Source organism: Dietzia sp. CQ4 (assembly GCF_014145125.1).
GTDB classification, from domain to species: domain Bacteria; phylum Actinomycetota; class Actinomycetes; order Mycobacteriales; family Mycobacteriaceae; genus Dietzia; species Dietzia natronolimnaea.
Genome location: NZ_JAALDZ010000191.1, coordinates 15,615 through 32,861 on the forward strand (window position 1 = coordinate 15,615; position 17,247 = coordinate 32,861).

17 protein-coding genes and 1 tRNA gene are annotated in these 17,247 nt (G+C 70.2%); 7 read left to right on the forward strand and 11 right to left on the reverse strand.

Annotated elements, in window-relative coordinates; all coding sequences use genetic code 11:
* Positions 1-57 precede the first annotated feature (57 nt).
* Both G6031_RS11560 and G6031_RS11565 read left to right on the forward strand, forming a co-directional pair.
* Positions 58-987 (forward strand): PD-(D/E)XK nuclease family protein, encoded by a 930-nt coding sequence (locus G6031_RS11560; protein WP_182653335.1) that lies wholly within the window; start codon positions 58-60, stop codon positions 985-987.
* Positions 987-1,754 (forward strand): thioesterase family protein, encoded by a 768-nt coding sequence (locus G6031_RS11565; protein WP_182645315.1) that lies wholly within the window; start codon positions 987-989, stop codon positions 1,752-1,754. Before G6031_RS11560 ends, G6031_RS11565 begins: the two co-directional genes overlap by 1 nt.
* A 57-nt stretch (positions 1,755-1,811) precedes the next feature.
* Here G6031_RS11565 and hisG read toward each other — a convergent pair whose 3' ends face one another.
* The 5 genes from hisG to metH form a co-directional block, all read right to left on the reverse strand.
* Positions 1,812-2,663 (reverse strand): ATP phosphoribosyltransferase, encoded by an 852-nt coding sequence (hisG, locus tag G6031_RS11570; protein ID WP_182645311.1) that lies wholly within the window; start codon positions 2,661-2,663, stop codon positions 1,812-1,814.
* A 47-nt stretch (positions 2,664-2,710) separates the two neighbouring features.
* Positions 2,711-2,974: a phosphoribosyl-ATP diphosphatase gene (locus G6031_RS11575; protein WP_179525271.1), complete on the reverse strand. Its 264-nt coding sequence runs from the start codon at positions 2,972-2,974 to the stop codon at positions 2,711-2,713.
* Positions 2,971-3,687, reverse strand: coding sequence for an HAD family hydrolase (locus tag G6031_RS11580; protein WP_182645310.1), 717 nt, complete (start codon positions 3,685-3,687; stop codon positions 2,971-2,973). Before G6031_RS11580 ends, G6031_RS11575 begins: the two co-directional genes overlap by 4 nt.
* A 75-nt stretch (positions 3,688-3,762) precedes the next feature.
* On the reverse strand, positions 3,763-4,224 hold the full coding sequence (locus G6031_RS11585) for a hypothetical protein (RefSeq protein WP_347238485.1): 462 nt from the start codon (positions 4,222-4,224) through the stop codon (positions 3,763-3,765).
* Positions 4,225-4,492: 268 nt separating this feature from the next.
* Positions 4,493-8,053: a methionine synthase gene (gene metH, locus G6031_RS11590; protein ID WP_182653337.1), complete on the reverse strand. Its 3,561-nt coding sequence runs from the start codon at positions 8,051-8,053 to the stop codon at positions 4,493-4,495.
* Between the two features lie 49 nt (positions 8,054-8,102).
* On the opposite strand from metH, the gene G6031_RS11595 reads away from it, so the two are divergent.
* On the forward strand, positions 8,103-9,029 hold the full coding sequence (locus tag G6031_RS11595; protein WP_179525275.1) for a PAC2 family protein: 927 nt from the start codon (positions 8,103-8,105) through the stop codon (positions 9,027-9,029).
* A 35-nt stretch (positions 9,030-9,064) separates the two neighbouring features.
* On the opposite strand, the gene mshC is transcribed toward G6031_RS11595, so the two are convergent.
* The 5 genes from mshC to G6031_RS11620 all read right to left on the reverse strand — a co-directional run bounded on the left by mshC (position 9,065) and on the right by G6031_RS11620 (position 13,364).
* On the reverse strand, positions 9,065-10,315 hold the full coding sequence (mshC, locus tag G6031_RS11600; protein ID WP_182653338.1) for a cysteine--1-D-myo-inosityl 2-amino-2-deoxy-alpha-D-glucopyranoside ligase: 1,251 nt from the start codon (positions 10,313-10,315) through the stop codon (positions 9,065-9,067).
* A 27-nt stretch (positions 10,316-10,342) separates the two neighbouring features.
* Positions 10,343-11,125 carry an SCO1664 family protein gene (locus G6031_RS11605; RefSeq protein ID WP_179525277.1) on the reverse strand — a complete coding sequence of 261 codons (783 nt, stop codon included), beginning with the start codon at positions 11,123-11,125 and terminating at the stop codon, positions 10,343-10,345.
* Entirely contained in the window at positions 11,122-11,709 is a 588-nt protein-coding gene (locus tag G6031_RS11610; protein ID WP_179525278.1) for a DUF3090 domain-containing protein, read from the reverse strand. The genes G6031_RS11605 and G6031_RS11610 overlap by 4 nt, the downstream gene beginning before the upstream one ends.
* Before the next feature lie 61 nt (positions 11,710-11,770).
* Entirely contained in the window at positions 11,771-12,478 is a 708-nt protein-coding gene (locus G6031_RS11615) for a histidine phosphatase family protein (RefSeq protein ID WP_182645305.1), read from the reverse strand.
* A gap of 40 nt (positions 12,479-12,518) precedes the next feature.
* Entirely contained in the window at positions 12,519-13,364 is an 846-nt protein-coding gene (locus G6031_RS11620) for an undecaprenyl-diphosphate phosphatase (RefSeq protein WP_241730995.1), read from the reverse strand.
* A 175-nt stretch (positions 13,365-13,539) separates the two neighbouring features.
* Here G6031_RS11620 and G6031_RS11625 point away from each other — a divergent pair, with 175 nt between their 5' ends.
* Together G6031_RS11625 and G6031_RS11630 are read left to right on the forward strand one after the other, a co-directional pair.
* On the forward strand, positions 13,540-14,571 hold the full coding sequence (locus G6031_RS11625) for a hypothetical protein (RefSeq protein WP_179525281.1): 1,032 nt from the start codon (positions 13,540-13,542) through the stop codon (positions 14,569-14,571).
* Between the two features lie 34 nt (positions 14,572-14,605).
* On the forward strand, positions 14,606-15,673 hold the full coding sequence (locus G6031_RS11630; RefSeq protein WP_182653339.1) for a quinone-dependent dihydroorotate dehydrogenase: 1,068 nt from the start codon (positions 14,606-14,608) through the stop codon (positions 15,671-15,673).
* Between the two features lie 3 nt (positions 15,674-15,676).
* Here the strand turns inward: G6031_RS11630 and G6031_RS11635 are convergent, their stop codons facing one another.
* On the reverse strand, positions 15,677-16,219 hold the full coding sequence (locus G6031_RS11635) for a YbhB/YbcL family Raf kinase inhibitor-like protein (protein ID WP_179525283.1): 543 nt from the start codon (positions 16,217-16,219) through the stop codon (positions 15,677-15,679).
* A gap of 188 nt (positions 16,220-16,407) precedes the next feature.
* Between G6031_RS11635 and G6031_RS11640 the strand changes: the two genes are divergently transcribed.
* Positions 16,408-16,493: transfer RNA gene (locus tag G6031_RS11640), tRNA-Leu, on the forward strand.
* Between the two features lie 54 nt (positions 16,494-16,547).
* The coding region (locus G6031_RS11645; RefSeq protein WP_241737314.1) for a hypothetical protein at positions 16,548-17,247 on the forward strand (700 nt) is incomplete at its 3' end.

Genomic DNA, 17,247 nt, shown 5'->3' on the forward strand with positions numbered 1-17,247 from the left:
AGTGGACCTCCAGGGGACGGCGGCCGATTGTCCGACCGGTTGTCTACCCTGCCAGGTGTGACGGATCCCCTGGAAATCGGCGGCAGTGGTACCCCGGCCTCCCCGGCCGATCCGGAGGGCGTGCCCCCGCCGGAGCGCAGGCCCCTGGCGTTGTCGGCGTCGCGGGCGGCGGACTTCCGGCAGTGCCCGCTGCTCTACCGGCTCAAGGCGATCGACAGGATCCCGGAACCGAAGACCCGCGCCCAGGTCCTGGGTACCGTCGTCCACTCGGTGCTCGAGGACCTGTACGCACTGGAGCAGTCGGAGCGCGCCCCGGAGCGCGCCGCGGAGCTGGTCCCCGCCGCGGTGGAGCACTTCTACGCGGTCGGCGGCGGCGCCGAGGTGGTGCCGCTCCCCGACCGGGCGGAGTTCCAGACGGAGGTCGCCGCGTTGGTGTCCGCGCTCTACGGTGTCGAGGATCCCCGGCGCTTCTCCCCCGCCGCGTGTGAGCAGTACCTCGTCACCTCGACCGCGTCCGGTACCCCGCTCCACGGGTACCTGGACCGGGTCGACGTGGCGCCGACCGGTGAGGTCAGGGTGGTCGACTACAAGACGGGTAAGCCACCACATCCGCGTTACCAGACTCAGGCGATGTTCCAGATGCGGTTCTACGCCCTGATGTACCAGCAGATCCACGGGGTGATGCCGGCACAACTCAAGCTGATCTATCTCAGGAACGGCAGCTGGCTGACCCTCTCCCCCGATCTCGCCACGCTCGTGGAGACCGAGACCGAGCTCGACTCACTGTGGGCGGAGATAGAGCGGGCGGGTGAGACCGGGATCTTCCCCCCGCGCACCTCCCGGCTGTGCGACTGGTGCAACCACCAGGCGTTGTGCCCGGCGTTCGGGGGTACCCCGCCGGAGTACCCGGGATGGCCGGGGCGTCGCGTGATACCTCTCGATCCGGGGACGCCCGATGCGGGACACGCCGGACCGAGGAGCACATGATGACGCAGGCCTACTTCGAGCCGCTGGGCACGGATGACGGCTGGGAAGTGTTCCGGGCGACCCCGCACACGGTGAGCGCCTGGGGCCCGGATCTGCAGCACGGGTCTCCGCCCTCGGCCGTCCTCACCCGCGCCATGGATCGCCTCGAGCGGACGGAGACGACGAGGATCGCCCGCGTCACGGTGGACCTGCTGGGCCCGGTGCCGCTGGGCGAGGTCCGCACCCGTGCCCGCGTCGTCCGTCCCGGTCGCCGGATCCAGCTGCTGGAGGCGGAACTGGAAGCGGGGGGCCGGATCGTCGCCCGGGCGAGTGCCTGGCGGATGGCCGTCGGCGACACCGCCGAGGTCGAGCAGTCGGCCGACCGTCCGCGCGAGCTCCCGGAGGTGGATCGCGACAGCGGCTTCTTCGACCGGTGGACCAGTGGCTACATCGACTCGCTGGAGATCCGCGGTGCGGGCGACGGGGTCGTCTGGGCCCGTCCCACCCTCCCCCTGGTCTCCGGGGAGGAGATGACTCCGGCGGAACGGGTCATGTCGGTGGCCGACATCGCGAACGGCGTCGGGGCCGTTCTCGAACCCGACGAATGGCGGTTCCTCAACACCGATCTGGTCACCCACCTGCACCGGCGGCCCGTCGGCGAGTGGATCGGGGTCACCGCGGACGCGTCGATCGGCCCCGACGGCGTCGGGGCCACGTCCGGGACCCTGTATGACGAGGTGGGAGCCATCGGCCACACGCTGCAGGCTCTGCTCGTCGAGCGGGCCTGAACCGACAGGGTGTGGAGGCGTACCGCACGCCTCCACACCCCCCTTGACAGCGGGGCGTCACCCCATGCGGCAGGACCGGATGTCCGTGGCGATGACCGCCTTGGCGCCGGCCGCGACGAGCTCGTCCATGATCGAGTTGACCTTCTTGCGGGGCACCATCGACCGGACCGCCACCCAGGCAGGATCGGCCATCGGGGAGACGGTGGGTGACTCGATGCCAGGGGTGATCGCCGAGACCGACTCCAGGAGCTCCTTGGGGCAGTCGTAGTCCAGCATCATGTACTGCTGGGCGAACACGACGCCCTGAAGCCGGGCCCGCATCTGTGCCATCGCCGGGGTCGTCTCGTCGCCGGCACGGGAGATCAGCACACCCATCGAGTCGCACAGGACGTCGCCGAACGCCTCCAGGCCGTGCACCTTGAGCGTCCGACCCGAACCCACCACGTCGGCGATGCAGTCCGCCACCCCGAGCTGGATGGAGATCTCCACCGCGCCGTCCAGCCGGATGACCTCCGCTTCGATCCCCCGCTGTTCGAGATCGCGGCGGACGATGTTGGGGTACGACGTCGCGATGCGGGCCCCAGCCAGACGGTCCGTGGTCCACCCGCTGCCGGACGGGCCGGCGTAGCGGAAGGTGGAGTGTCCGAAGCCCAGGTCGAGCAGCTCGTCGACCTCCGCCATCGAGTCCATGCTCAGGTCCCTGCCGGTGATCCCCAGCTCGAGGCGACCCGAGCCCACGTAGACGGCGATGTCCTTGGGCCGCAGGAAGAAGAACTCGACGTCGTTCTCACGGTCGATCAGTGTGAGGTCCTTGCTGCCCTCGGTCCGCCGGCGGTACCCCGCCTCGGACAGCATCTCGGAGGCGGACTCGGACAGGGCGCCCTTGTTGGGCACTGCGACACGCAGCATGATGGCGGCTCCAGGATTCGGTGCGGGAGGGGTGGTCGGGGTGGCGGTCAGAGATGCCGGTAGACGTCCTCGAGACCGAGGCCGCGCTTGAGCATCATGACCTGGGTCCAGTAGAGGAGCTGCGAGATCTCCTCGGCCAGCTCCTCGTCCGACTGGTACTCGGCGGCGATCCACACCTCGCCCGCCTCTTCGTTGACCTTCTTGCCGAGATGGTGCACGCCCTTGTCGAAGGCGGCGACGGTGCCGGAGCCCTCGGGTCGCGCGGCGATGCGCTCGGACAGCTCGGCGAACAGGGAGTCGAAGGTCTTCACGCGCCCGATTGTCCCACAGCCGACGCCACGGGCGCGCCCGAGGTGAGGGCCACGAGACCGGACGCGCTCACGCCCGTGAGACTCGGGTGGGTGTGCGCCCCGACCACGTCCGGCTGACCATCGGTCGACGGAACGTACAGGACCCGGCACCCCGCGGCGACCGCCGCGGTGGCCCCGGTGACCGAGTCCTCGACCGCCACGGCGGTGGACGCCTCGACCCCGAGGCGCGAGCAGGCCAGTAGATAGGGGTCGGGTGCGGGCTTGGGGTCGGCCACCATGCATCCCGTGACCACCACATCGAATCGCGAACGATCGATGAACTCCAGTGGCACCGCCGCGACGTCCGCGGTCGTGTTGGTCACCAGGGCGACCGGGGCGTTGGCCGAGGCGAGGTCCTCCAACAACTCCTCGGCCCCCGGCCGCCACCGCATATCGGATCGCATCAGCTCGGTGACCCGCGAGTTGAGCCGGTGGGCCAGGTGATCGAACTCGGCGCCCTCGATGGTCCGCCCGGTGTACTCGCCCAGGATCGCGAAGAACCCGGGGAGCGAGTTGCCCAGGGTCCGCTCGCGGGTCGCCTCGTCGAGGGGCCGGCCCAGGTACTCGGCGAGCTCGTAGACGGCGATGTCCCACAGCCGCTCGGTGTCGACGAGGGTGCCGTCCATGTCGAGACACACGGCGGCGGGGACACGGTCATACGAAATGCTGGTCACGGGCTACTGTCTACCGGACGACGGGCCACCGGGGGTACCGTGACCTGCCCCGTCGGCTCCCCCGTCGACCACCGTTCAGTGGCAGGTCCCCGCGGCGACGAGGAATCGCTCCGTGTGGGTGGCGGAGGCGAACGGTACGACCGACCCGGGGGCGAAGGTGGGTAGGGCGGACTTGCTGGTGGTGATGGTGACCGCCAGGCGCCCGTGCCCGGTGACGACCCCGCCGATGCCAACTTCGGGTCCGGTGGACTGGACCGTGTGCACGCCCCTCGCGTCGGTATCGATGTTGTGCCACTCCACGGTGGCGGAGTTGAACGGGAACAGTGTGGCCGAGAAGTCGAACGAGCCGACGGGCTGGTCGAGGTCCCTGGCGTTCGCGCTCAGCGCCTGGTGGAACCGCTCGTCGCCGCCCAGCGTGCAGGTGGTGAAGGCACCGAAGCGAATGGTGTGCTCACCGCCCAGCGGGTACGGCATGCGGACGTCCCAGGCCGGCGAGTGGTGCCACACCTGGGCTGAGGCCGCGGGTGCAAGAGCCACTGCTGCTCCTCCGGCGAGCAGTGCCGCAGCACAGGTCAGGGCGGCTGATCGACGGATCATGGTCATCACTCGCTCCCGTCCCCCGCCACTCTCGGTGCACTGTCGACGTGGTGGTCCTTCTCCGTTCATCGACCGTGCATCACCGGGCGTTAGCAGTGCGGTGTCCCCGTCCGCGGGACCGATGGGTCACGGCCGATGTCCATCGGCTCGGTATCACCCCTGCAGGGCAGCCTCCACGAGCCAGGGGAGGCTGCCCCGGGTGCCCGGATCACACGTTGAAGTACTTGGCCTCCGGGTGGTAGAGCACGAACGCATCCGTGGACTGCTCGGGATGCAGCTGCAGTTCCTCCGAGAGTTCGACGCCGATCCGCTCCGGCTCCAGCAGGTCCACCACGACCTTGCGGGACTCCAGGTCGGGACACGCGCCGTAGCCGAAGCTGTAGCGGGCTCCCCGGTACTTGAGGTCGAAGTAGTCGTGGATGGTGTCGGGGTCCTCGTCCGAGACCGCGCCCTCGGGCAGGCGCAGTTCGTCGCGCACCCGCCGGTGCCAGAACTCGGCCAGCGCCTCGGTGAGCTGGACCGACAGGCCGTGGACCTCGAGGTAGTCGCGGTAGTTGTCCGCCGCGAACAGCTCGTTGGCGAAGTCCGCGATCGGGGTCCCCATGGTGACGAGCTGGAAGGGCAGGACGTCGACGGTTCCCTCGGCCTCGCAACGCTCCTTGGAGGCCACGAAATCCGGGATGCTCAGGAACCGTCCCCGCTGTTGGCGGGGGAAGGAGATCCGGTGCAGCACCTCCGCGTCCGGACGAGGCTCGGCCAGCACACAGATGTCCTCGCCGTCGGAGTAGGCCGGGAAGTACCCGTAGACCACAGCGGAGTGGGCCAGGATCCTCTCGGTGGTGAGACGGTCGATCCATGAACGCATGCGTGGCCGACCCTCGGTGGCGACCAGCTCGTCGTAATCGGGGCCGTCCCCGCTGCGTGTCCCGCGAAGTCCCCACTGCCCGAAGAACAGCGCACGCTCGTCGAGGTGACCGACGTAATCGGCGACGGGGATGCCCTTGGCGATCCGCGTGCCCCAGAAGGGCGGGGTGGCGATCGGCTGGTCCGCCGCGACGTCCGACCTCGCCGGGACGACGACGGGCTCGGCCTCGGCGGCCCGTTTGGCGGCGATCCGCTCGCTGCGGGCCCGGCGCTCGCGCCGTTCGGCGGCCTTGGCCGACGCGTCCGAGGACTCGGACATGGGGACGCCGGTCCGCTTGGCCGTCATCACCTCGTCCATCAGGCGCAGTCCCTCGAACGCGTCGCGGGCGTAGAACACGTCGCCCTCGTACATCCCGGCGAGGTCCACCTCGACGTAGGCGCGCGTCAGGGCGGCACCACCCAGCAGGACCGGGAAGTCGCCGGCGATGCCCTCGGAGTTGAGCTCCGCGAGGTTGTCCTTCATCACCACGGTGGACTTGACCAGGAGGCCGGACATGCCGATCACGTCGGCCTTGTGCTCCCGGGCCGCCGAGATGATGTCCGCGATCGGCTGCTTGATGCCGATGTTGACCACGTCGTACCCGTTGTTGGACAGGATGATGTCCACCAGGTTCTTGCCGATGTCGTGGACGTCGCCCTTGACCGTCGCCAGGACGATGCGGCCCTTGCCGTCCTCGTCGCTCGCCTCCATGTGGGGTTCCAGATGGGCGACAGCGGTCTTCATGGTCTCGGCAGACTGCAGGACGAACGGCAGCTGCATCTGGCCCGAACCGAACAGTTCGCCGACCGTCTTCATGCCACTGAGCAGGTGGGTGTTGATGATCTCGAGCGGGGGGATCTCCTGCATCGCCGCGTCGAGATCGGCTTCGAGGCCCTTGCGCTCGCCGTCGACGATCCGCGCCGACAAGCGGTCCATGAGCGGCATCGCGGCGAGCTCGGCCGCTCTCGCGTCCTTGGTGCTCGCGGTGGACACACCGTCGAAGAGCTCCATGAACACCTGGAGCGGGTCGTACCCCTCCTTGCGGCGGTCGTAGACGAGGTCGAGCGCGACCTCCCGCTGGCGATCGTCGATCTTGCTCATGGGCAGGATCTTGGAGCTGTGCGCGATCGCGGTGTCCAGGCCGACCTGGATGCACTCGTGCAGGAACACGGAGTTGAGCACCTGGCGCGCGGCGGGATTGAGGCCGAACGAGATGTTGGACAGTCCCAACGTGGTGTGGATTCTCGGGTGCGATCGGGTGAGCCTGCGGATGGCCTCGATGGTCTCGATCCCGTCCCGTCGCACCTCCTCCTGGCCGGTGGAGATGGGGAAGGTCAGGCAGTCGATGATGATGTCGTCCTCGGCGATCCCCCAGTTCTCCGTGAGGTCGGCGATGATCCGCTCCGCGATCTCGACCTTGCGGTCCGCCGTGCGCGCCTGGCCCTCCTCGTCGATGGCCAGCCCGACCACCGCGGCACCGTGGCGCGAGACCAGTTCCATGATCCTCTGGAATCGCGAGTCCGGTCCGGCCCCGTCCTCGTAGTTGACCGAGTTGACCGTGCACCGTCCGCCGAGGTGCTCCAGGCCCGTCCGGATGACCTCGGGTTCGGTCGAGTCGAGCATGATCGGCAGGGTCGAGGAGGTCGACAGCCGTCCGGCCAACTCGGCCATGTCCCCCGAGCCGTCCCGGCCGACGTAATCCACGCAGAGGTCGATCATCTGCGCCCCGTCCCGCATCTGCTCCTTGGCGATGTCCATGCAGGTGTCCCAGTCGGCGGCGAGCATCGCGTCCCGGAACCGCTTGGACCCGTTGGCGTTGGTGCGCTCGCCGATCATGAGGATGCCGGCGTCGGCCCGCAGCGGCGTCGAGCTGTAGAGGGAGGCGACCGCGTTGACCGGCTCGACCCGCCGCTCGGCCTTCGCCCGGGACCTCACCTCGTCCCGGAGGCGGGTGATGTGTTCGGGGGTGGTGCCGCAGCATCCGCCGACCATCGACAGCCCGAACTCGGAGACGAAGTCGGCGACCTGGGGGCCGAACGCCTCGGCGCCGAGCGGGTACACGGCTCCGTGTTCTCCCAGTTCGGGCAGTCCCGCGTTGGGCATGACGGAGACGGGGACGCCGGCGTGCTGGGTGAGGTAGCGCAGGTGCTCGATCATCTCGGCGGGCCCGGTGGCGCAGTTGAGGCCGATCATGTCGATGCCGAGCGGTTCGAGCGCGGTCAGTGCCGCCCCGATGTCGGACCCCAGGAGCATGGTCCCGGTGGTCTCGATGGTCACGTGCGTGATGATGGGCAGCCGGCGCCCGGCGGCGGCCATGCCGTCCTGGCAGCCCAGTACCGCGGCCTTGACCTGGAGCAGGTCCTGGCTGGTCTCCACGAGGAACGCGTCGGCTCCGCCCCGGGCCAGGCCCTCCGCCGCGCGGGCGTAGGCGTCCCTCATCTCCTCGAACGTGGCCTGCCCGAGCGAGGGCAACTTGGTCCCCGGTCCGAGGGAGCCGAGCACCATCCGCGGGGTGCCGTCCTCGGAGGGGCCCATCTCGTCGGCGACCTGCCGGGCGATCGCGGCACCCTTCTCGGCCAGCTCGCCGATGCGGTCGACGATGTCGTAGTCCCCCAGGTTGGACAGGTTGCACCCGAAGGTGTTGGTCTCCACCAGATCCGCGCCGGCCTCGAAGAACGCACGGTGGATGTCCGCGACGACGTCCGGGCGGGTGGCGTTGAGGATCTCGTTGCATCCCTCCAGACCGAGGAAGTCGACGTCGACGTCCAGGTCCACCGCCTGCAACATCGTGCCCATCGCCCCGTCGCTGATCAGTACTCGCCGGCGGGCGGCGTCCAACAGGGGCGAATCGAAATCGACAGACATGGCCCCAGTGTATGGGTGCCCCGGAAGTGTCCGTCCGTAGGCTGTACTGATGACTGTCGAATGGACCCCCGACGGGCACCTCGATCTCGAGAGCCCGGTGATGATCGTGGCCTTCGAGGGCTGGAACGACGCCGCGGACGTGGCGACCGGGACCGTCGAACATCTCGCCCTGACCTGGGAGGCGCGGCAGATCGCGGAGATCGGTGGCGACGAGTTCTTCGACTACCTCGACCAGCGGCCGACGGTCCGGCATTCCGGCGGGGTGTCGCGATCGGTCGAGTGGCCACAGATCCTCGTGTCCGCGTGCCGACCGGACGGGTTCGACCACGACGTGTTGCTGGTCCGGGGGCCCGAGCCGGGTCTGAAGTGGCGCCGGTTCGCCTCCGAGTTCGTGGACCTCGTCGACACCCTGGGAGTCACCGAGGTGGTGCTGTTGGGTGCCTATCTCGCCGATGTGCCCCACACCCGCCCCGTTCCGCTCACCGGGACGGCGTTCAATCGGCAGAGGATGGCCGAGATGGGGGTCCGGGCCTCCGATTACGAGGGGCCCACCGGGATGACCGGGGTCCTCCAGCAACTCCTCACCGAGGCCGGGGTCCCGACGGTGAGTCTGTGGGCGGGTGTCCCCCACTACGTTGCCGCACCGCCCAATCCGCGCGGCACCGAGGCGGTGCTGTCCTGGTTGGCGGAGAACCTGGGGGTGGCCGTCCCGATGGACGCACTGCGCGTGCAGTCCCGCACGTGGGTCGCGAAGGTCGACGCCGCCGCCGGCGAGGACGAGGACCTCCGCGACTACATCCAGTCCCTGGAGGACCGGATGGACGACGAGAACGGTGTCGGGGCGGGGGTCGACCCCGAACCCGACCGTGGTCGGGCCGCTGACGGGGAGACGATGCCGCTGGTCGACGGCGAGTCGATCGCCGCCGAGTTCGAGCGCTTCCTGCGAGGCGAGCGGGACGAGCCCGACGCCGGGTAGACCGTCAGGCCGTCGGACCGGTCACCGGAACGCCGTCACGTGGCGGGGGCGAGACCGAGCAGGGCGTCGAGGGCGGTCGCCATGGACGGTCCCGCGGACGGGTCGGACTCGTCCCCGGCCAGGCTCGCCTCTGCCCACCTGTCGACCGCGGCCAGGGCGCCCGGGGTGTCGAGGTCGTCCGCGAGACGTTCCCGCACGGCGATGATGGTCGCGGCGGAGTCGGCGCCCGATCCCCGGGAGATCGCACGGAACCACGTCTCGCACCGGGAGCGGGCCTCCGCGAGCAGGTCCTCCGACCAGGAGCGGTCCGTCCGGTAATGGCCGGCGGCCAGGGCGAGTCGGATGACGGCCGGGTCCACCCCCTGTTCGCGGAGTGTCTTGACCCGGACGAGATTGCCCAACGACTTGCTCATCTTGACCCCGTCGAGGCCGATCATCGCCGCGTGCACGTAGAAGCGCGCGAACGGGGAACGACCGGTCGCGGCCTCCGCGTGGGCGGCGGAGAACTCGTGGTGTGGGAACGCGAGGTCGCTGCCCCCACCCTGGATGTCGAACTCCATACCCAGGCGGTTCCGGGCGATCGCCGAACACTCGATGTGCCATCCGGGTCTGCCCGGTCCCCAGGGCGAGGGCCAGGACGGCTCCCCCGGTCGCTGCACCCGCCACAGCAGTGCGTCCAGCGGGTGCTCCTTGCCGGGCCGGTCCGGGGCCCCGCCGCGCTCGGCGAACGCGGCGGCCATCTCCTGGGCGTCGTACCCCGACTCGTACCCGAAGGCCGGGGTGGCCCGGTGTCGGTAGTAGACATCGGGGTACCCGTCGACCCCGGGATCGATCCGGTAGGCGTGGCCGCGGTCGACGAGCTCGGCGACCATCTCCACGACCTCGTCGATGGTCTCGGTGGCGGCCACGTAGTCGCGGGGTGGGAGCACGCGGAGCGCCTCCATGTCGGAGCGGAACAGATCGGTCTCACGGTCCCCGAGTTCCCTCCAGTCCACGCCGTCTCGCTCCGCCCTCTCGAACAGCGGGTCGTCGACGTCCGTGGTGTTCTGGACGTAGTGGACCTCGTGTCCGGCGTCCAGCAGGAGCCGGTACACCAGATCGAACGTCAGGTAGGTCGCCGCGTGACCGAGGTGGGTGGTGTCGTAGGGGGTGATGCCGCAGACGTACATCCCGGCGACTGGCCCGGCGGACACCTCCCGGACCTGTCCGCTCGCCGTGTCGTACAACTTCAGGGGGGCACCGTCGCCGGGGACGGCGGGGACGGCAGGCGGGGGCCACGAGTGCATGCGGGCGAGTCTAGATACCGGGCGGGTTCAGAAGAGCGGCCAGGGTAACGGGTAGCCCGCTCCCGGTACGGGGAACACCTCGCCGTCGAGCAGTGCGGTGACCCGAGCGCCCAGTGCGCGTACCTCGGCGGGTGAGAGCAGGTCACGCAGGCTTTCCGCGAGGAGGGCGTCCCCGGACAGCCCGTCGCGCACCCTGCCCAGTCCCTCGAGATCCCCCGGGGGCAGCGGCTGGCCGGCCCACCCCCACAGGACGGTGCGCAGCTTCGGCTCGGTGTGGAACGACAGGCCGTGATCGATCGCCCAGATCAGGCCGGAGGTGTCGACGAGGACGTGTCCGCCCTTGCGGTCGGCGTTGTTGACGACGTGGTCGAACAACGCGATACGACGGAGCCGTTCGTCCAGGGCGTGCGCCACCACCACGTCCTCCCCGCGGGATCCCTCACCCCGGAGCACCGCCACCCGGCCGGGGGGAAGGGCGCCCACCGGGTGGACGTCCACCGGGTCGTGGCCGGGCGCCTCACCCCGGTCGAGCTCGTCGATCCATCGTTGCGCCATCCCCGGGCCGCCGGGGCCGTGTGCTCCCACCGTCTCGGGCACCAGGTCCCACCCCAGGGCCACGGACACCGCGTACGCCGCGATCTCCCGGGCCGCCAGGCTGCCGTCGGGGAAGTCCATGAGCGGCCGCTCCCCCGCCGACGGTTTGTACACCCAGTGCCCGCCCTCGGCGTCCACGCAGCGGTACACCGCGTTGCTTCCCGAGGGGATCCGGTGCAGAACGGTGAGTTCGGGGCCCGGCGGGCGGGCGGTCACGGGTCGACGAGGTCGGCGAGCGCATCACCGGAGCGCGGGAGGTACCCGTTGAGGCGGATGCACAGGTGACCCGTGGTGTCGATCGGCTCGCCGCACAGCGGGCACGGAGCGCGCCCGGCGGAGACGACCTTCTCGCTGCGCAGGACGAACTGCCGTGCACGCTGCGGGGTCAGGAACACGCGGAGCGCGTCCGGGGCGTCCTCCGCGTCCGAGAGGACCACCGACTCGTCGGTGGCGGTGGGGTCCGCCGCCAGCAGCTCCACGACGATCTGGCTCTTCTCGCCGTCCCACCCCAGGCCCATCGTGCCCACCTGGAACTCCGCGTCGACGGGCATCTCCAGCGGCGCCAGGTCGTCCACGACGCCGGCGGCCGGGGGGACGGGGACATCGGACTTCGCGGCGATCTCGTCGAGGAGATCCCCCATCCGCTCCGAGAGGATCTGGGCCTGTTGCTTCTCGCACCGGACGGAGACGGTTCGCCCGCCGCCCGTGGCCTGGACGAAGAACACGCGCTCGCCGGGTTGGCCGACCGTGCCCACCACGAACCGGGCCGGGTCGCGGAACTCGTGGACTTCCCTGCTCATGCCGGTCGTCTCCCTCGTGTGCTGCCGTGTGGTGCCGGGTGGTCCCGGGTGGAGGTGCGGTTCATAAGGGTACGTTCCCGCCGGGCACCGCGTCCGAGCTGGCGTCTCCGGCGGTGGCGTTGCCCACGTGTCCGGCGGGCTCCCCGCGGAGACTGGCGAGGTCTCCACCGGTGTCGTTGACCCGGAGGACGAACGGCCGGTGGGGGGTGTAGCGGACCACCGACACCGATCCCGGCTCCACCACGATGCGCTGGAAGTGGTCGAGATGCATCCCGTACGCGTCGGCGATCACCGACTTGATCACGTCTCCGTGGCTACACGCCACCCACAGCACGTCACGGCCCGCGTCCTCGGCCAGGCGGCGGTCGTGCTCCCGGACGGCCGAGACGGCGCGGGTGGCCATCTCGGCGAGGGACTCACCCCCGGGGAAGACGGCCGAGGAGGGGTGCTGCTGCACCACCGACCACATGTGTTCGGACGCGAGCTCGGTCAGGGTCCGTCCGGTCCAGGTGCCGTAGTCGACCTCGACCAGGCCCTCCTCGACCACCGGTTCCACCCCGAACGCGGCGGCCAACGGCTCGACCGTCTCCCGGCAGCGCATGAGCGGCGACCGGACGACCGCCTCGACCGGGAGACCGTCGAGACGTCGGCAGAGGTCCTGTGCCTGCGCCCGGCCCGTCTCGTCGAGCGCGACCCCGGACGTGCGGCCGGCCAGGGTGAGCGCGGTGTTGGCGGTCGAGCGGCCGTGGCGCAGGAGGATGACGGTCATGACGGCAGGTTACCGACGCCGCGCCACTTCGGTGGTGAGGTCAGGTCGCGGGGATCGCGCCGGTGGACAGCAGCGCGATGACGGCCAGGCCGAGGATGATGCGGTAACCGGCGAACCAGGCCAGCGAGTGGTTCTGCACGAAGCGCAGGAGCCACGCGATGGCGGCGTAGCCCAGCACGAACGCGATCACCGATCCCACGATCAGCTGGATCCCGGTGGCGGACTGCCCCACGGACGGCTCGAACGCGTCGGGGAGGCTGAACAACCCGGAGGCCAGGACCGCCGGGATCGCCAGCAGGAAGGAGAACCGTGCGGCGGCCTCGCGGGACATGTTGAGGAACAACCCGGCCGAGATGGTGCCGCCCGAACGGCTGACACCGGGGATCAGCGCCAGGCACTGGGCCAGTCCCATGACCACCGCGTCCTTCATCGTCAAGCCCTCGAGCGACTGGCCGTCGACGGGGCGGTCCTGCTTGGAGACCTTCTCCGCGATGAGGAACACGAACGAGAACGCGATCAGCACGATCGCCGTGATCCACAGGTTCCGGGCGGCGTCCCGGATGAGGTCCTTGCCGAAGAAGCCGATCACGGCGATGGGGACCGAGCCGATGATCACGTACCAGCCGAGCCGGTAGTCCGGGTCGTCGCGGCGCCGGCGGTCGAACACCCCCCGGAACCACGCGACGAGGATCCGCACGATGTCCTTGAAGAAGAACACCAGCACGGCGGCCTCCGTGCCGAGCTGGATGACCGCCGTGAACGAGGCTCCCGCGTCCGCACCGAACAACCAGGTGGAGAAGATGCGGAGGTGCCCGGAGGACGAGACGGGCAGGAACTCCGTGATCCCCTGGATCACGGAGAGCACGATCACCTGGAGCCAGGACATGCCGTCCGCAGCGGGGGCGGCCAGGACCGTCGGGTTCACGGGCGCTGCTTTCTGTCGGGGAACGTCGGCACGGGCGCGGGTGTCTCACCGCACCGCCGTGAGGGTAGTCGTCCGGACCTGGACGGCGACTGAGGACCCGCGTGGGGGACACTGTGGAGAAGTCGAAAGGAACACCGTGCCCCTTCGTGTCCACCGCCGCTCCGCTGTGACCGCCGCTCTGCTCTCCCTCGCCGTCGGGCTCGCCGGCTGCGCGTCGACCACCAGCCAACTGGAGGACTACACCGGGATCGAGCAGGGTAACGCCCGACCCGCCGCGTCGCCCCAGGTCTCCGATCCCGAGGGCGGTGAGGTCGTCCCGGTCCCGGGTTCCGTGTCCTCGCTGGTCGCCGTGGGTGACACGGTGGTGGCGCAGGTCGACGGCCCGCCGACTCTGGAGATCGCCCGCGTGGACGGGACCCGATGGATCCCGGAGACGACCGTCGAGCTGCCCGCGGATGCGGGAACCGCCACTGCCGGGGTCGACGGGACGGTTCTTGTCCCCTTCGGCGACGGCGTCGTCGTGGTCACGGCGGCAGGTGACGCACGCGAGATCTCGGGACTCGGACCGGTCACCGCGGCGGCCGTGACCACCGACGGTCGCCTGCTCACGGGCGCCCCCGGCGGCGACGTGGTCGTCCGGGACGCCGACGGGACGGAACAGCATCGCCTCGCAGGCCTGACATCGGTCGATCGGATCAGTGTGGCCCGGGACGGTTCGGTCACGGCGTTCAGCCGACCGGACACCGTCATCGCCAGCATCGACCTGGACGAGGACGGCGCGGGACCGCTCCTGCGCGCCGGGAAGGGCGCCGGGAGACTCGACGAGTACGGCGAGGGCACGGTCGTCGCCAGCGACACCGTGGGTGACACGCTCCTCGTCTACTCGACCTCCCCGATCCGGCTCCACCAGCAGTTCCCGGTCGCAGCGGCCCCCTGGGCGGTCGCCGGGGACCCCACCCGGGACGTCGTCTGGGTCACCTCCACCGGAACCAACACCGTCCAGGCGTACGATCTCGGCGACGGCACAGGGGTCCGGCGTGCCGAGATCGCGACGGTACGTCAGCCGGACTCGCTGGTGGTCACGGCCTCCGGGACCGTGGTCGTCGGTTCCTCCGACGGTGCCGGCCTCCACCTGATGCGCCCATCACTGCCCGTGCCGTCGAGCTGATCGAAGGACCACCCACGTCCCATCGAGGAGGACCGTGTACTCGCTGATGAAGAGTGTGCTGTTCCGCTTTCCGGCGGAGCGGATCCACCACCTGGTATTCGGCTTTCTCAAGCTGCTGACCCTGGTGCCGCCACTGGGCTCCCTGGTGCGCCGGTTCCTCGGCGTCCGGGATCCGGTGCTGGCCCAGGATGTCCTGGGACGTCGCTTTCCGGGGCCGCTCGGCCTCGCGGCCGGTTTCGACAAGAACGCGGCCGCCGTCGACTCGTGGGGGGCGATCGGCTTCGGTTTCAGTGAGGTCGGCACGGTCACCGCCTCACCCCAGCCCGGCAACCCGTCACCTCGTCTGTTCCGGCTGCCGGAGGACCGGGCCATCCTCAACCGCATGGGGTTCAACAACCACGGCGCGGGCAACGCGGCCAACAACCTGCGTCGTCGGCGCAGCAGCGACCCGGTGGGGATCAACATCGGCAAGACCAAGGTGGTGCCCGCGGAGGACGCCGTTCGCGACTACGTGGCCTCGGCCAGCATGCTCACCGGGCTGGCCGACTACATGGTGGTCAACGTCAGCTCCCCCAACACCCCCGGCCTGAGGGACCTGCAGGCGGTCGAATCGCTGCGTCCCATCCTCACGGCGGTCCGTGACGTGGCGACGATCCCGGTGTTGGTCAAAATCGCCCCGGACCTGGACGACGCGGACATCGACGCGGTCACCGATCTCGTCGTGCGGCTCGGCCTCGCCGGCATCGTGGCCACCAACACCACCATCTCGCGCGACGGGCTCACGACCCCGGCGAGCACGGTGGCGGCGATGGGCGCGGGCGGGATCTCGGGGGCACCCGTCGCGGACCGGTCCCGCCAGGTGCTCGCCCGGATCCACGAGCGGGCCGGCGATCGGATCGTCATCATCTCGGTCGGCGGCGTCGAGACCCCGGAGGACGTGTGGGACCGCATCACCCACGGTGCTCATCTTGTCCAGACCTACACCGGCTTCGTGTTCACCGGCCCCGGTCTCATCCGTGGGACCAACAAGCTCGTCGCCCGACGGCTCCGGCAGGGCGGGTTCGCCTCCCTGGCGGAGGCCGTCGGTTCCGCGGTCAGCTGACTCTCACTGCTCGAAGAGCGCCGTGGTGGTCCCGCGGGCCAGGCCCTGCCCGAAGAGGTTGAACCCCACGAAGGCGCAGGAGGCGTCCTCTCCGAGTTCGATCTCGTCGCCGACGGCGTGAACGGCGAGGATGTACCGGTGCGGACCGTGGCCCTCCGGTGGGGCCGCACCCACGAACCCCCTGAACCCGGCGTCGTTGCGGACCACGACGGCCCCCTCCGGGAGGCCCGAGGTGTCGTCGCCGGTGCACGCCCCCTCCGGTAGCGAGGTCACGTCGGCCGGGATGTTGGCCACCGACCAGTGCCAGAACCCCGAGGCGGTCGGCGCGTCGGGGTCGAACACGGTCACCACATAGGTACGGGTCCCCTCCGGTCCGGCACTCCAGCTCACCTGTGGGGACTTGTCCTCGCCGCCTTCGACGCCCATCTTCCCGCCGAGCTGCGCGGACGACAGGGTGGAGCCCTCGGCGAAGGACTCGCTCGTCACCTCGAGCGCGGGGAGATCCGGAAGGGCGTCATAGGGGTTCGGCACGCGGAAGTCGGTCATCGTCATCCTCCTGGGTCGGACGGTGTGGGGAGGCATCCCCCAGCCGGTCACGTCCTTGTCTACCAGCGATGACCGGCAGGCGCCGTGTGTGAGCGGGGTCCGATTTGTCCCACGGTTCGCGCATCGGCTAGTGTCATTCCTCGCACGACCAAGCCGGGAACGAACCGGTGCAGGTCATCAGTGTGCGAGCGCGAGTGGCGGAATGGCAGACGCGCTAGCTTGAGGTGCTAGTGTCCTATTAACGGACGTGGGGGTTCAAGTCCCCCCTCGCGCACACTGTGTCGAGACAGTAGAAGTGGCCCCGGATCCGTGAGGATCCGGGGCCCACTTGTTTCCGGGAGGACTCCCGACGGCCCGCACGCCGCCACCCCCCGCCCCACAGCGGCTGGTCGAGCGACTGCGCAGACTCCTCGCAGAAGAACAGGTGGCGCGCGAGGACGAACTGCTGGCCCGCGGGGTGTCGAGGTCCGGCGTTCGATGCCGGATGAGGTCCGCCGTCGCCCGGGCGGCGGATGCGCTGGGATACCTGGTCGGCGCCACCGCTCGCGCCGTGGACCGGCGTCTCGAGACCCTGGGACTGGCTCCCCCACCCCTCGACCCGCCCCCCGAGGTCCGCGACGACCTCCGCGCGTTCTTCGGCCACACCATCGACCCTTCCGACGTGATGATCCGTCGGGGACACGTGCCCGCGGTGCCCCACCGGCGGGCGTTCGCGCTGCCCGGCCTGATCTACCTGGGCGCCGACGCCGGAGTCGTGCGCCCGCGCGGAGAGGGCGTCGGGCGACCGCGGGCCACCCCGACGCTCGTGCACGAGCTGGTCCACGTCTGGCAGGGCCGGGTTATCGGCCCCCGATACGTGGTCATCGCGCTGGTCGAGCAGGCACGACAGGGGCGTCGGGCATACGACTGGCGCGCGGTGCTCGACGGCGCCGTCCACGACCGTGCCTCCCACGACCGTGCCTCCCACGATCGTGCCCCGCGGGCATTTCCGGTGGAGGCCCACGCCCAGCTGGTGTCCGAGGCCTACG

What these genes read in the sequence shown, in the direction of transcription:
- G6031_RS11565 (WP_182645315.1), top strand. Translation starts at nt 987, where the DNA reads ATGACGCAGGCCTACTTCGAGCCGCTGGGCACGGATGACGGCTGGGAA.
- G6031_RS11615 (WP_182645305.1), bottom strand. Translation starts at nt 12,478, where the DNA reads ATGACCGTCATCCTCCTGCGCCACGGCCGCTCGACCGCCAACACCGCG.
- G6031_RS11610 (WP_179525278.1), bottom strand. Translation starts at nt 11,709, where the DNA reads ATGAGCAGGGAAGTCCACGAGTTCCGCGACCCGGCCCGGTTCGTGGTG.
- metH (WP_182653337.1), bottom strand. Translation starts at nt 8,053, where the DNA reads ATGTCTGTCGATTTCGATTCGCCCCTGTTGGACGCCGCCCGCCGGCGA.
- G6031_RS11595 (WP_179525275.1), top strand. Translation starts at nt 8,103, where the DNA reads ATGACTGTCGAATGGACCCCCGACGGGCACCTCGATCTCGAGAGCCCG.
- G6031_RS11620 (WP_241730995.1), bottom strand. Translation starts at nt 13,364, where the DNA reads ATGTCCTGGCTCCAGGTGATCGTGCTCTCCGTGATCCAGGGGATCACG.
- hisG (WP_182645311.1), bottom strand. Translation starts at nt 2,663, where the DNA reads ATGCTGCGTGTCGCAGTGCCCAACAAGGGCGCCCTGTCCGAGTCCGCC.
- mshC (WP_182653338.1), bottom strand. Translation starts at nt 10,315, where the DNA reads ATGCACTCGTGGCCCCCGCCTGCCGTCCCCGCCGTCCCCGGCGACGGT.
- G6031_RS11635 (WP_179525283.1), bottom strand. Translation starts at nt 16,219, where the DNA reads ATGACCGACTTCCGCGTGCCGAACCCCTATGACGCCCTTCCGGATCTC.